Genomic DNA, 14,808 nt, shown 5'->3' on the forward strand with positions numbered 1-14,808 from the left:
CTTTAACATCTATTTTACATTTGACTGTCAGCAACAATTTATATAAATAAGGAAAACTTAGTTTACTAAATTTTCCACAAATATATGGCAAAATATTATTTAACCGATTATCCTCAATACGCAAAACTTTACCACCGTAATAATAAATATATTACGGCTTTTGGCTTGCAACAAAGCGAGCGAATTTTTATTGTATCAGGGCTAGATTGCCCTATTCTCTATATTGCTAGCGACTATATTTCAGCCCAAGAAACAGTGCGTCAATTAACCGAATTAGGCAAAAACACCGTTTATCTTCCCTTTAAAGACGAAGTTTTTTTGCATCGAAGAAGTATAACTAACGCCTATGATTTTGAGCTTAGCAAGGCTCTTTATCAAATATATTGCGGTGTTGACGTAGTCGTTACTTCGGCGGAAACGCTATGTAGCCCTTTGCCCTATAAGGAAATATTTTCAAATTCGTTTACTCTTAGCAAAGGCGATGTTTTAGACGTTTCTAATTTTGCAAAAACTTTAACCGAGCTTGGTTATGTTAAAGTTGTCGAGGTAACTTCAAGAGGGGAATTTGCTCAACGTGGCGATATCTTTGATATTTTTTCGCCTTCGTTTTCTCAGCCAATAAGAATTTCCGCCGACTATGATAACATTGAAAGCATTAGAAATATCAAACCCGATTTAAGTAGCGGAGAACATATTGACAGCATTTCCTTGTATCCGCTAGTAAATAAGGTTGAGTGGCAGTATGTCGAGCAAGCTCAAAAAGAGGCAAACGAACAAAGATTAGTTCTTTCATCTCGGCAAAGAATTAACGATATTTTAGACGAAATTCGTTTGTCGCAATTTAGCGACTGGTTATTCTGTTACGCTCCGCATAGTCGTCTTTGCGATTATTTAGCCCCAAATACTTTGATTATGTGGGAAGAACCTAAGCTAATCGAGCAACGAATCGACAGGCTTTACGTTGACAGTTCGACTCGTACCGACCAACTAATTAAGTCGGGCGAGATACTTCCTCAGCATAGAAATCTGCTTTACGACAAGCAAGAAATTTTTACAAATTACTCAAATTTTGACCAAGTCGCTCTCCAACAGCTTAATTATTCGGTGTCGTTTTTTAACTCGCAAGAGTCTATAAGCTACGCTTCTTCGCCATTATTTAACTATCAATACAATATAAAACAGCTTGTTTTTGACTACGAACAATGGGAAAAAATGGGCTATCACGTTCTTATTTTTACTCGTGACGAGCAAGATTGCAAACGTGTGCAAGGGCAACTTTCTCAGCTAGGGTTAAGTTGCGTTGCAAGTCCTTCTGCCCGCTGTGACACAAATAAAGCCCTTATATTGCCATATATAATTGAGAAAGGTTATATCTCTCATTCTAATGCGCTTGTAATCATAGGTATTAGAGATTTAGGCGGTAGGGTGGAAAAGAAGAAAGTAGAGACTTCTAGCAAGCGTGCCTTAGTCAATATTGTACCCGGCGACTACGTTGTTCACGAGCTACACGGCATAGGTCGTTGCGAAGGAATTACTTCGCTTAGCGGTAGTTGGGGCGTAAAAGATTTTATACTTGTAACCTATAAAAATAACGACAAACTCTATGTCCCGGTAGATAGCGCCTCGCTACTTTCACGCTTTTCGGGTAGCCAAAAGATGCCGACTTTATCGCAAATAGGCGGTAAAGATTTTGAAAAAGTTAAGGCAAGCGTAAAGAAATCTATTAAATTAATGTCGATAGATTTGCTCAAACTTTACGCTCAAAGGGAGAACAAGCGTGGCTTTACCTACAATATCGACAGCTATTTGGCTAACGCTTTCGATTCGAGTTTTCCTTATGTTTTAACTGCCGACCAAGCCCAAAGCATAAGCGACATTGACAAAGATTTAACTACAAATAAAATAATGGATAGACTTCTTGTAGGCGACGTAGGATATGGAAAAACCGAAGTGGCTTTGCGTACGGCGTTTAAGGTAATTACTAATAGTTACCAAGTAGCTTTGCTTGCGCCAACTACCATTCTTGCCGAGCAACATTACGAAACTGCAAAACAACGAATGGAAGCTTTTGGCATTAAAGTTGCTTGCCTCAATAGATTTAGGACGGCAAAAGAGCAAAAAGATATTTTGTCAAGGCTTGCAAAAGGCGAAATAGATTTGCTTATCGGCACGCACAGACTACTTAGCAAGGACGTTTGTTTTAATAAATTAAGTATGCTAATTCTTGACGAAGAACAACGTTTTGGCGTAGAACATAAAGAGAAGATTAAAGAGCTAAAAACCAACATAGACGTTTTGACCCTTTCGGCAACCCCAATACCCCGCACTCTTTATATGGCTATGTCGGGTATTAGAGATATCTCGGTAATTAACACTGCCCCCTCTAAACGTATAGCCATAGAAACTTTTGTCGTCGAAGAAAATTTTAGTTTAATTCGTGAGATTATACTTAGAGAGATTATGCGAGAAGGGCAAGTTTTTCTTGTCTATAACAAAGTCGAAAGTATCGAAGCGTTTACTGCTCGTATTAGGGAACTTGTGCCTGAGGCAACAATTACCTTTGCGCACGGTCAAATGGACTCTAATATACTTGAAAGTAGCATATATAATTTTGCAAAAGGCAATACAAACGTTCTTATAGCCACAACAATAATTGAAAATGGCATAGATATGCCTAACGCTAACACTTTAATTGTCTACGACGCAGATAGGCTGGGACTTGCTCAACTCTATCAACTTAGAGGTAGGGTTGGACGAAGCGATAGACTTGCGTACGCATATTTTGTATATAAGAAAGATAAAATTCTTTCTCACGACGCCTATGCAAGGCTAACTTCGATTATGGAATATAATCAACTGGGTAGCGGTTTTAAAATAGCTATGCGGGATTTGGAAATTCGAGGAGCGGGCAACATCTTAGGCGCAGAACAACACGGTTTTATGCAAAAAGTAGGTTACGATATGTACACCAGACTTCTTAAAGAGGCGGTTGGCGAACTTAAAGGACAGAATTATAAGACTGAAATAATTACAACGCTAGATAGCGACATCAACGCCTATGCGCCACAAGAATATATCGCTTCGCCGGAATATCGTATGGACTTTTATCAAAAAGCTTCGTCGGCAACTTCAATTCAAGATGTCGAAGAAATTTTAATAGAAATAACCGAAATTTACGGTAAACCGCCTAGCGAGGTATTAAATTTACTTAAAATAGTTACAATTAAACTACTCGCTAATAAAGCAGGCATAGACCATGTAACTATTAAAGATACTTCCGCATTATTGCAGTTTTCAAGCAAAGACAGCTTGTTTAATAGTAAAGTTTTTAAGGCGCTTGACGAAAATAAAGACAAAGCCACAATTAGCGCCAAAAAATTTGAAATTACGTTTAGCGAAAAAAGCTCTAAGGTTCAATTTATCAACGATTTAGTAACTTTTTTGGCAAACCTTGCTAAGTAAAGCAACATTATTTATAAAAACAATTGCTTTTTGCTAATTTTTTTAGTATAATCAATTAGTATAAGTATTCGTACAACTAGGAGATAGAAATGACAAAAATCAAATTTGTAAGTTTAATACTTGCGCTATTACTAACAGTTAGCGCATTGAGCGGTTGTGTCTTAATCAAAGAAGACGCTTTTGCTATGAACAACGACGTAGCCTTTAAGGTAGGCGGCGAACCTGTTACCGTTGGTAGTTTTAACCTTGTATTTAACAATCTTTACAGTCAATATCAACAATATATTCAAGCCGGCTATTATACTGTCGAACAAGTTTTTCAATTAGCGGTTTCTCAACTTGTATCAACGCAGGCTATTATTAGCAATTATAAGAAAGACCTTACGACTAAGACTTATGAACACGACTTTGTTTCTTTCTATAACGCTAAATATTTGACCAAAGAGGAGATGGAGTACATTTTAACTTTGACCAAATATTCAACTTATATAGCTATGGACGAAACAATCAACCAAGTTCTTGCCAAAGACCACACCTTCATTAAAGAAGAAGAGAAGACCAACCGAGAAGACGAAATATTCGAGATTATCGAGTCGCTAAGTCAACAGACTCATAATACTATGCCTTCGCTTAAAGCTATCAAAGAGTATTTTTCTAAGGGCGAACAAAATTATACGGCAGACCTTAATTATGAAGAATATGACTCAAACTTTGTATTTAGCGATTTATCTAATCCTAGGTTACTTGCGCTAGTTGAAGAACTAAACCAAAAACTTGATAAGACCGTAGAAAGCTATAAACCGATTACCGCCCAAGAATACATTAGCGCTCAAAGAAAGGCTCTAACAAATCTTAGAAATACAATCGACTCTAACTATGGCGCATCAATGGACCAATTTGTCAATAGACAAATTAACGAAACAATTACAAGCGTGTTAGCTACTAAGATTCAACAAGCTTATTGCTATAACAAAATAGAAGCCGACAAGGCAGTTCTTCTTAAAGATATAAATAACTACTGGAATACTAAGAAAGACACTGTAACGCAAGAGTATTTGACCAATCCTGACGCATATATTACAGCTATCGAAGGGTTAAGCGAAAAGACTTTTGTATACGATACGGCTAGTAAATATAACTATATTTATGTTAAGAATTTACTAATACCTTTCTCGGCGACTCAATCTGCCGAAATTAAGAAATATCAAACCGAAGTAGACGCTTTGGCAATTCAAGCAGGCGAAACAAAAGAACAATTTGAGGCTCGCAAAGACCAAGCTAAGGCAGAATTTAAATTGTATCTCAACCAACTCGCCGAACAAATTTATGCAAAAGACTTTTTAACCAAAGATAAAGACGCCCAAGACCAAAAGTTCTTTATTTACGACAAAGCCACCGACAAACTAATAATCGACGAAGAGTCAAATTTATTTAAGGGCTTTACCGACGATAAAACTATTGTTAAAGGACTTAATCAACTTGCAAGCCCCAAAGATTTCTTAGATTTAATGTATCGCTACAATACCGACGCCGGTCAACATAGAGCAAAGTACGACTACGTAGTTAACGTTACGGATAAAGACAAACTCCCCGAGGGCTATAAAGCTAAGTGGGTAGAAGAATTTGTCGAGGGCGCTAAGGACGTTTACGCTAAGGGCATAGGCAATTATTCGGTTGTAGTAAGTAATTATGGCGTGCATATAATTTACTATACCGCCGATGTTACACCCGACCAAGCTCACTTTACCGAAACCAAAATTTACAATACTTCAACGCTAGAATACCGCGCGTATAAGGCTTACTACGAGTCAGTTTCAAATACGTTACTTCAAGACTTAACTCGTAAAACTAACAAAGGCATCGAAATTGACCTCTACTCGTATATGAAGAAAATTGTAAAACAAAACGGCTTTAAAATGCCTGTATTTTAATCAATAATTATCAAAAGACTTGTTAGTTTTAACAAGTCTTTTCTATTGCAAATTTTTATCAAATTCTTGCGCTTTTGTACAATCAATTAACTTAATTAGCTGAAACGAGTATGTAAGTTTGTTTGAAAATGTAATCGCAATTAGCTGAGGCGAATTGCAAGTTTGTTTTAAGAAAAGTAAGATTAATTAATGGAGGCGAATATGTTTAAGTTTATTTTAAGAAAAGTAAGCCCAATACCTAAATTTGATAGTTTTAATACCTATCTTTTTGTTGGTCCTCATCCAGACGATATTGAAGTTGGTTGCGCCGCTAGCGTAGCAAAACTTGTAGCGCAGGGCAAAAAAGTATATTTTTTAATAGCTACCGATGGCAGAGTTGGCAGTAACGACGCAAATATTAGCCAAGAACAGCTTGTAGAAATTAGACAAAACGAAGCTAAAAATTCGGCAAAGTTTTTAGGCGTTACCGATATAATTTTTTTGCCATTTCACGACGGAGGCGAATATCAAGAAAAAGATATGCGTAAAAGTATTGCCGAGCAAATTGTGTTGATTAAGCCCGATATTGTCTTAACCACCGACTACACCGTAGCTAGCGAGTGTCACCCCGACCACATATTAGTAGGGCAAGCAACTTCTCACGCAGTTTGCGCTTATTCCAACTGGACAAAACTTATGCAATACACAAATGTAAATCAAACATTCCAACCAAAAATGTTAGGTTTTTATTTCACAGCTCGTCCTAACTGTTATTTTAACGTAACTTCGACTTTTGATAAGCTCGACAAGTCCTTACATTTTTTCAAATCGCAGTTTTCCAACCAAGATTTAGAGATGTTTAACAAGTATCATAAACTTAGGGCTATTCGCTTTGGTCTAAGGCGATGTTGCGCAAAGTGCGACGGTTATAGATTGTTGCCCTTTCTTCAACAGCATTGTTTCCCCGAGGCAGACGAACTTTAATTTTTAATAGATATTTAGTAAATAAATTACCCCCCTTTGCTCACACACTAATAGCAAAGGGGGTTTTTTATGTTTGTAAAAGAAAAAATAAATATGGGTTTATACTTAGCCTTCCAACATAAACTACTATTATGAACAAAAGTGTAAATCTAATCTCGACAAAGAAACCAAACAATTTTGTAACCGGCGCTTTGATAATTAGTATCGGGGGGCTTGTTGCTAAATTTTTAGGAGCTATTTACCGTATACCCCTTACTAATTTAGTTGGAAGTTACGGTATGGGGCTGTATCAACTAGTTTTTCCGCCCTATATTTTGATAATGATTTTAGCCTCTTTTGGAATACCCTCGGCGCTTTCTAAGTTGCTTGCCGAGTGCTATCAACTAGGGGACTATAAGCAATCTCAAATATTATTTAAACGAGCCTTTATGTTTTTGCTAACTACGGGTTCGTTAGGCTCGATTCTTTTATTTTGTCTTGCCCCCTTGCTTGCAAGTTGGCAACAAACGCCCGAAATAACCTTAGCGTATAGGATAGCAAGTCCGGCTATACTTTTTGTATGTCTTACCGGCGCTTTTAAGGGATACTTTCAAGGCAATATGAAGATGATGCCTATTTCACTTACTCAGGTTGCCGAACAAATAGTTAAATTGTTGTTTGGACTAGGTTTTGCAGTGTTATTTTTGCCCGACATAGTAAGGGCGGTAAACGGGGCGGTAATTGCAATTACAGTTTCGGAATTTGCCAGTTTTATAATAATGTCTATTACCTATTTCCGTTACGATAAGAAATTAGCTCATAGCAACAATATACAAACAGACGATAGCCTATCTAAAATATTTACGCTGGCTCTACCTATTGTAATGGGTAGTTTTATTATGCAGATGAGTCAACTTGTCGATAGCATTATGGTAGTCAACTTAGTAAACGCTCCTAACGCAACTTCTTTGTATGGGCTATGGACAGGGCCGGTAAATTCCTTGCTAGGTTTTCCAATCGCTCTTTCGGCCGGCGTTGCGGTTTCTGCCTTGCCTTCAATTACAAGAACAGCGGTTGGCAAAAATAGGCAACATCTTATTTCAAAGTATAATTCGGCTTTCAAACTTACTATTCTTGTAGCTTTGCCTTCTGCGCTAGGACTTATGGTGCTATCTAAACCAATTATTAGCTTGCTCTACGCATCTTTGCCGTTAGAAGAAATTGAGATTGCCTCTAAACTACTGATGTATTCGGGGCTGTCGATACTATTCTTGTCGCTTGTTCAAACTATGACGGCAACGCTTCAAGCCCTCTCTAAGCCCTATGTCGCCGTGGTTATTGTTGTGGGAGCGGTAGCTATTAAATTGATTGTCAACTACATTTTGTTGCCCCTTAAAAACGTAGATATTTACGGAGCTGCCCTCTCCGAAACTTTTTGCTATCTTTTTGCTTGTATTTGTGGTATAATTTATCTTAAAGTTAGGTCAAATTTGAGTATAGACATAGTTAATTCTTTGCTCAAACCCATAGCTTGCAACGCCATAATGCTAACCGGCTTACTTGTAATTACAACTTTTGCAACGGACTTTGTCGCAACGATAACAGGCACGTTAGTAAGCATTTTACTTTGCATTGTTATATACGTAGCTAGCGCATTTGCGCTTAAAGTTTTTACAAAAGAAGAACTTGACCTTGCCAAATTTAACAAGAAGGATAAAGCAAATGACAACATTAGAAACACAAAAACAGTTTTTGAAGGACAAAAAAAGTTATAACTTTGACGATTTACTTTTAATAGTTCAAATTTTACGCAGTCCAAACGGTTGTCCGTGGGATAAAGTTCAAACTCACCAAAGCTTGCGGGCTAATTGTATCGAAGAGGCTTACGAACTTGTCGACGCAATTAACAAAAACGACTCGTCTTCAATTAAAGAGGAGCTAGGCGATTTACTTCTTCAATGCGCTTTGCATTCTCAAATAGCAAGCGAAAACAACGAATTTAACTTCAACGATGTTTGCGCTACCCTTTGCAACAAATTAATTAGCCGTCATTCCCACGTTTTTGGACAAGACTGCGCCGATAGCGAAAGTTCGGCTCTTGACGTTTGGAATAAAAACAAACTTATCGAACACAGTTACTCTACTTACGCTCAGCATCTTAAACAAGTGCCTTTGACTACGCCATCGCTTATGCGAGCCTACAAAGTGCAAAGTCGGGCTAGCAAGGTTGGGTTAGATTTTTCTAACGTTAACCAGGCTATTTCTAAGGTTAAAGAGGAACTTGCCGAAGTAATCGACGCCGATACGCTTCAACGTGAAGAAGAATTAGGCGACTTGCTCTTTGCGGTTGTAAACGTATTTAGGTTTTTTAAGACTGACCCCGAAGTTGCGTTGGGCAAGGCGATTGATAAATTTATAAATAGATTTTCCTATATCGAACAGACGCTTGCTGGTAACGACAAATCATTTGCGCAGGTATCGGCTGAGGAGTTAGACGTACTTTGGAATGAGGCAAAACACAAATGAGCGTTACCGACCTACTAACTTCTAATGTAATTCTAGCCCCGCTTGCAGGCTACACCGACGCTCCGTTTAGGTTTCTTGCTCACAAATACGGCGCAGGTCTTACTACTACCGAGATGGTTTCGGCTAAGGCGTTGTCGCTTAACCCTAAAAATATCGCCCACGAACTTCTCTATTGTCTTGATGGTTCGGGCGTTAAGTGCGTTCAACTATTTGGTAGCGAGGTAGAAGTATTTAGGCAAGTAGCCAGTAGCGAGTTACTTTCTAGCTTTGACATTATAGACATCAATATGGGCTGTCCCGTTAGAAAAATTGTAAGTAACGGCGAAGGTAGCGCACTAATTAATAATTTTTTGCTTGCAAGTCAAATAATCAAGGCGGTTAAGTCAAGCGGTAAATATGTTAGCGTTAAATTTAGGCTAGGTATTACCGACAATTCACGTTGCGTTGACTTTGCAAAAAATTGCGTCGATAGCGGAGCGGATATGCTAACCGTTCACGGTCGCACGCAAAAACAAATGTATTCCGGAAAAGCCGACTGGGATAGCATTGGCAAAATTTGTAACGCCGTAGACGCCCCTGTATTTGGAAATGGCGACGTTTCTACTAGACAAGACTATTTAACCTTGCAAGGTCTAGGCTGTTATGGCGTTGCGGTTGGAAGGGGAGCGCTTGGTAGGCCTTATATTTTTTCACAAATATTAAATATTCCTTATCAATATGATATTTATTCTACAATTAATTTTCATATCGACAAACTAAAAGAACTTTTACCCGACAAGGTCGTAGCTAACGAAATGAAAAAACACGTTTTTCACTACATAAAAGGCATTACCGGAAACAAACAAGTAGTGACAAAAATTATGCAGTTTGAAGATACGCAAAGTATCAAAAATGCTCTATATTCTTTTTTATTTCCCATCGTTTGACATTTAGGTTTAAATTCGTTATAATTAATAATAAAATAAAGCTAAAATGTTAGTTTATGTTTTGCATAGGCTAACAAACGTATAATGATTAATAGGAGAATATAAGTATGAAAAAGAGCATAAAAGATTGTGAAGTCAACGGCAAAAAATGTCTTGTAAGAGTAGACTTTAACGTTCCGTTAGACGAGTCTGGCAACATTACAAGCGACAACCGCATAGTAGAAACTTTGCCAACAATTAAGTATTTAATAGAAAATAACGCTAAAATTATACTTATGTCCCACTTAGGCAGACCAAAGGGCAAGGTTAATTTAAGTTTTTCGCTCTTGCCGGTAGCCAAACGCCTTGCCGAACTACTTGGGCAACAAGTATTATTTTCCAGTAACTGTATCGGCGAAGAAACTAAACAAATAATAGATAATTTAAAGCCTCGTCAAGTTCTTTTACTTGAAAATCTTCGTTTTTATCCGCAAGAAGAAGCTAACGACGCCGAATTTAGTAAAACTTTGGCAAGTTACGCCGACATATATGTCAACGACGCTTTTGGAACAGCTCACCGAGCCCACGCTTCGACAGCGGGTATTTGTAAATTTTGTTCTACTAACGTTTGTGGTTTTTTAATTGAAAAAGAACTCTCTATTATGGGCAAAGCCTTAGACAACCCTATTCGTCCGTTTGTTGCAATTCTAGGCGGTAGCAAGGTTAGCGATAAAATTGGCGTAATCAATAATTTATTAGAGAAGGTTGACACTTTACTGATTGGCGGAGGTATGGCTTATACTTTTTATAAGGCGCTAGGCTACAACATAGGTACTTCAATTTGCGAACTCGACAAGGTTGAACTTGCAAAAACTTTGCTCGAAAAGGCAAACAAGCTAAACGTTAACTTAGTTTTGCCGATAGATAATATTGTAGCCGATAAATTTGATAACGACGCTAAATCTCTTGAAGTTGCTTGCGACGGTATTCCCGAAAAGTATATGGGGCTTGATATCGGCACAAAGACAAGACAGCTATTTGCAAAATATATTTCACAAGCAAAGACAATTATTTGGAATGGACCGGTAGGCGTTTTTGAAATGCCAAACTTCTCTTACGGCACTTTTGCCGTTGCCGAAGCCATAGCGTCAAGCAAGGCTGTTTCGATTATCGGCGGTGGCGATTCGGCAAGCGCAGTAAAGCAAATGGGTTTTGCCGACAAGGTAACTCATATTAGCACGGGCGGAGGAGCAAGCCTAGAATTTCTCGAAGGTCTAGTTTTGCCGGGCATAGATTGCCTAGACAATAAGTAATTGCAAATTAAAAAAATATCTATTGACAATAAGTAACTGCATATATATATTTGTTTGCGACCTAAAAAAACTTATTTTTTTTAAAAAATAGATTTATTAATTTAGATTAAGAAGGTTTAGCCGTATAACAAAAGACGAAGAAATTCTTTTTTAGAATTTAACTTAATTAGAAGTTGTAAACATAGCTACTTAGCGTTTACGACAAGGAGAACAATGAAAAATAAAATATTAGCCGGCAACTGGAAAATGAACAATGATATTTCTTGCGCTCGGCAGTTGCTAACGCAATTAATCCCTCTTGTTAAAGAGTCTACTAACACCGTTGTAGCCTGTGTTCCATATACCGACCTAGCAGTAGCGGTAGAGCTTTGCAGGGGGACAAACATCAAAATAGGGGCTCAAAATGTGCATTGGGCAAGCTCCGGCGCATTTACCGGCGAGATTAGTGCGCCTATGTTGCAAGAATTAGGCGTTGCGTATGTAATTATAGGTCACTCCGAACGCAGAACATATTTTGGCGAAACCGACGCAACGATTTGTATGCGAATAAAGAAAGCTCTCGAATACAATTTGTTGGTTATTATGTGTATAGGCGAGAGTTTAGCTCAACGCCAAAGCAATCAAACGCAACAAATTCTTAACTCGCAACTTAGTTTGGGGCTTAAAGACATCTCGTCAAGCCAGGCTAAAAATATCATAGTAGCCTACGAACCTATTTGGGCAATCGGCACCGGCGTTACTGCCACTACTCAACAAGCCCAAGAAACAATTTGCTATATAAGAAAAACTCTTTCTACTATGTTTGGCGAAAATACTGCAAAAGAAATGTATATCCAATATGGCGGAAGTATGAACCAAACAAATGCGCAAGAACTGCTCTCGCAACCCGACATTGACGGCGGACTAATCGGCGGAGCGTCGCTTGACGCAACTAAGTTTGCAACTATTGCAAACTATAACAAGTAGGTAAATATGAAAAAATTAACAGCGTTAGTTATTATGGACGGCTATGGGCTATCCAAAAGTAAGGTTGGCAATGCAGTAGGTTGCTCTTGCTCGTCTTTTGTCAACTACTTATTGAATACTTACCCAAATACCGCCCTCGAAGCTAGCGGGGAATACGTAGGTCTACCAGCCGGACAAATGGGCAATAGCGAAGTAGGACACTTAAATATGGGCGCAGGGCGAATAGTATATCAAGATTTGCTCAAAATTTCTAACAGTATTAAAGACCGAACTTTTTTTAAAAACGAAGTTTTGCTTAGCGCTTTTGACTCGGCTAAGGGGCATTCTCTACATTTAATGGGTTTGGTTTCAAACGGCGGAGTACATAGTCATATTTCTCACATTTTTGCCTTGCTTCAAATGGCAAAAGAAGCCGGCGTAACCGACTGCTATGTGCATTGTTTTACCGACGGACGAGATACTTCTCCAACAAGCGCAATCAACTTTGTCGCCGACCTTCAACAAGAAATGGATAGACTTCAATTTGGTAAAATCGCCACCGTATGCGGTAGATATTACGCTATGGATAGGGACAATCGTTGGGATAGAGTAGAAAAGGCTTATAATATGCTTGTTCTTGGGCAAGGGCTAACTTTTGATAACGCAAGCCAAGCCGTGCAATCTAGTTATGACAACGGTATTTACGACGAATTTATTTTGCCAAGCGTTATTACCTCTGGGGGCAAGCCGATAGCTACTATAAATAACGACGACTCGGTTATTTTCTTTAATTACCGCCCCGACAGGGCGAGAGAAATGACTCGTGTATTTACTCAAAAAGGATTTGACAATTTTTCAATTAAAGGGAAAGAACGCAAGGTAAAATATACTATATTTACTAAGTACGACGAAACTTTTAATTTACCAACTGCATTTGGCGAACAGCACTTAGACAATACCTTAGGCGAATATATCTCAAAATTAGGGCTTACTCAGCTTAGAGCAGCCGAAACCGAAAAGTATGCCCACGTGACATTCTTCTTTAATGGTGGCGTTGAAAAGGCAAATGAGGGCGAGTCAAGGTTACTTATTCCTTCTCCAACCGTAGCTACTTACGATTTGCAACCTCAAATGAACGCTCAAACTCTAACCACACGAGTTATTGCCGAATTACAAAAAGATAAATATGACTGTCTTGTGCTTAATTACGCAAATTGCGATATGGTTGGGCATACGGGCAATTTCGAGGCGACTTGTCAAGCGGTTAAAGCGGTTGACGACTGCGTAAGACAACTTATCGAATACATTTTGTCCACAAATGGTAGAGTTCTTCTTACGGCAGATCACGGCAACGCCGAACAAATGCTGTTAGACGGCGCTACTTTTACGGCGCATACGACTAATAAAGTTCCGTTTATTTTGATTGACCAACAATTTATGGACGCTAAATTACATAACGGCGCATTGTGCGACATAGCCCCAACGCTATTAGACCTTATGAATTTGCCAATTCCGCAGGAGATGACAGGCAAATCATTAATAATAAAATAAACAAAACACTTGTCAAAGCAAAGACAAATGTGTTATACTAATATATGCAGTAGACTTTGGAGGATATATTAATGACCGTAGTAGTAATCATTCGTATAATTTTAGTAATTTTAATGTTTTTGTCGGGCGTAGTCGCAACTATACTTGTTTTATTACAAAGAAGTAACAGCGACGGCACAAGCGCACTTTCGGGTAGCGGTAGTGGCAAAGACTCTAACTCTTTTTATCAACGCAACAAAGGTATGAGAAAAGAATCAGTTTACAAAATGTGGACATTTATTTGTTCGGCTGTACTTGCAGTTTGCTCAATCGTGTTCTTTATACTAGGGTAAATAACTTTATTGTATTAATGGTGCGACTGCTTAATGTGGTCGCATTTTTTTATAAATCAAGGCGTGTAAATTAAAGAGTTTAAATAAATATCAAATAACCAACAATTAATTATAATTTTTTTTAAGAATAAGGCAATATGAAAGTAGTAGCTACAAATAAAAAAGCTTTTCACGACTACTTAATCGTGGAAAAATATGAGGCTGGTATTCAACTTGTGGGGTGCGAAGTTAAATCAATCCGCAAAGGCGAAGTCAATCTCAAAGACAGTTATGTAAGGGTAGACAGCGACCTAACCCTTATTGGTTGCCATGTAAAGAATTATCCGCAGGGGAGCTACAACAACGTAGACCCGTTTAGGCAACGCAGACTTTTAATGAACAAAGCCGAAATCAAACGTTTGAGAAGTAAAGTTATTGAGAAAGGTTACACGATTATTCCCCTTACAGTATATTTTTTAGGCAGTCTAGTTAAGGTAGAAATAGCCCTTGCTCGTGGAAAACTTCTTTACGACAAACGGCAATCAATCGCCGAAGCTGACAGCAAGCGAGATACGGCAAGACAAGTTAAAGATTATATAGACAAGGCTAGCCGTTAGCGGTTAGACTAGGGGCAAATTTGAGGCAAAATCTAATTTAAATAGGCTTAAATTGTTGTCATTTACCAATAAATATTTTATAATATAATAGTTGCTGCTGTGGCTCAGCTGGTAGAGCGATTGATTCGTAATCAATAGGTCGGCAGTTCAAATCTGCCCAGCAGCTCCATTAAAAACAGTCGACATTTTACGATTACGTAAGGTGTCGGCTTTTTCTTTTTATTAAATATGATATAATAGAGTCAAATTAAATAAAATAAGTATTAAGGATTGCAATTTTGCGCTTATTAAATTTAAACTCTTGT

The 14,808-nt window shown here is 38.1% G+C and carries 11 protein-coding genes and 1 tRNA gene; all 12 read left to right on the forward strand.

Annotated elements, in window-relative coordinates; all coding sequences use genetic code 11:
- Positions 1–84: 84 nt before the first annotated feature.
- Positions 85–3,462: a transcription-repair coupling factor gene (gene mfd, locus RR062_05705; protein MEG2027201.1), complete on the forward strand. Its 3,378-nt coding sequence runs from the start codon at positions 85–87 to the stop codon at positions 3,460–3,462.
- An 89-nt stretch (positions 3,463–3,551) separates the two neighbouring features.
- Positions 3,552–5,393 (forward strand): hypothetical protein, encoded by a 1,842-nt coding sequence (locus RR062_05710; GenBank protein MEG2027202.1) that lies wholly within the window; start codon positions 3,552–3,554, stop codon positions 5,391–5,393.
- A gap of 201 nt (positions 5,394–5,594) precedes the next feature.
- Positions 5,595–6,356 (forward strand): PIG-L family deacetylase, encoded by a 762-nt coding sequence (locus tag RR062_05715; protein ID MEG2027203.1) that lies wholly within the window; start codon positions 5,595–5,597, stop codon positions 6,354–6,356.
- 131 nt (positions 6,357–6,487) lie between these two features.
- Positions 6,488–8,110: a polysaccharide biosynthesis protein gene (locus RR062_05720; GenBank protein ID MEG2027204.1), complete on the forward strand. Its 1,623-nt coding sequence runs from the start codon at positions 6,488–6,490 to the stop codon at positions 8,108–8,110.
- A complete protein-coding gene (gene mazG, locus RR062_05725; GenBank protein MEG2027205.1) occupies positions 8,058–8,861 on the forward strand; it encodes a nucleoside triphosphate pyrophosphohydrolase in 804 nt (267 codons plus the stop codon). The genes RR062_05720 and mazG overlap by 53 nt, the downstream gene beginning before the upstream one ends.
- Entirely contained in the window at positions 8,858–9,787 is a 930-nt protein-coding gene (locus RR062_05730; GenBank protein MEG2027206.1) for a tRNA-dihydrouridine synthase family protein, read from the forward strand. The genes mazG and RR062_05730 overlap by 4 nt, the downstream gene beginning before the upstream one ends.
- A gap of 101 nt (positions 9,788–9,888) precedes the next feature.
- Positions 9,889–11,079, forward strand: a complete 1,191-nt coding sequence (locus RR062_05735; protein ID MEG2027207.1) for a phosphoglycerate kinase — start codon at positions 9,889–9,891, stop codon at positions 11,077–11,079.
- Between the two features lie 213 nt (positions 11,080–11,292).
- Positions 11,293–12,045, forward strand: coding sequence for a triose-phosphate isomerase (tpiA, locus tag RR062_05740; GenBank protein MEG2027208.1), 753 nt, complete (start codon positions 11,293–11,295; stop codon positions 12,043–12,045).
- 6 nt (positions 12,046–12,051) lie between these two features.
- Positions 12,052–13,575: a 2,3-bisphosphoglycerate-independent phosphoglycerate mutase gene (gene gpmI / locus RR062_05745; GenBank protein ID MEG2027209.1), complete on the forward strand. Its 1,524-nt coding sequence runs from the start codon at positions 12,052–12,054 to the stop codon at positions 13,573–13,575.
- Between the two features lie 71 nt (positions 13,576–13,646).
- On the forward strand, positions 13,647–13,907 hold the full coding sequence (gene secG / locus RR062_05750; protein MEG2027210.1) for a preprotein translocase subunit SecG: 261 nt from the start codon (positions 13,647–13,649) through the stop codon (positions 13,905–13,907).
- A gap of 137 nt (positions 13,908–14,044) precedes the next feature.
- Positions 14,045–14,503, forward strand: coding sequence for an SsrA-binding protein SmpB (gene smpB, locus RR062_05755; protein MEG2027211.1), 459 nt, complete (start codon positions 14,045–14,047; stop codon positions 14,501–14,503).
- Between the two features lie 93 nt (positions 14,504–14,596).
- Positions 14,597–14,672: transfer RNA gene (locus tag RR062_05760), tRNA-Thr, on the forward strand.
- The last annotated feature ends 136 nt before the right edge of the window (positions 14,673–14,808 follow it).

It is taken from the genome of Clostridia bacterium (assembly GCA_036654455.1).
Lineage (GTDB): Bacteria > Bacillota > Clostridia > Christensenellales > CAG-314 > JAVVRZ01.

Coding starts and splice junctions, on each gene's coding strand:
- RR062_05715 (MEG2027203.1), top strand. CDS start 5,595: ATGTTTAAGTTTATTTTAAGAAAAGTAAGCCCAATACCTAAATTTGAT.
- smpB (MEG2027211.1), top strand. CDS start 14,045: ATGAAAGTAGTAGCTACAAATAAAAAAGCTTTTCACGACTACTTAATC.
- gpmI (MEG2027209.1), top strand. CDS start 12,052: ATGAAAAAATTAACAGCGTTAGTTATTATGGACGGCTATGGGCTATCC.
- mfd (MEG2027201.1), top strand. CDS start 85: ATGGCAAAATATTATTTAACCGATTATCCTCAATACGCAAAACTTTAC.
- RR062_05720 (MEG2027204.1), top strand. CDS start 6,488: ATGAACAAAAGTGTAAATCTAATCTCGACAAAGAAACCAAACAATTTT.
- RR062_05710 (MEG2027202.1), top strand. CDS start 3,552: ATGACAAAAATCAAATTTGTAAGTTTAATACTTGCGCTATTACTAACA.
- mazG (MEG2027205.1), top strand. CDS start 8,058: ATGACAACATTAGAAACACAAAAACAGTTTTTGAAGGACAAAAAAAGT.
- secG (MEG2027210.1), top strand. CDS start 13,647: ATGACCGTAGTAGTAATCATTCGTATAATTTTAGTAATTTTAATGTTT.
- tpiA (MEG2027208.1), top strand. CDS start 11,293: ATGAAAAATAAAATATTAGCCGGCAACTGGAAAATGAACAATGATATT.
- RR062_05730 (MEG2027206.1), top strand. CDS start 8,858: ATGAGCGTTACCGACCTACTAACTTCTAATGTAATTCTAGCCCCGCTT.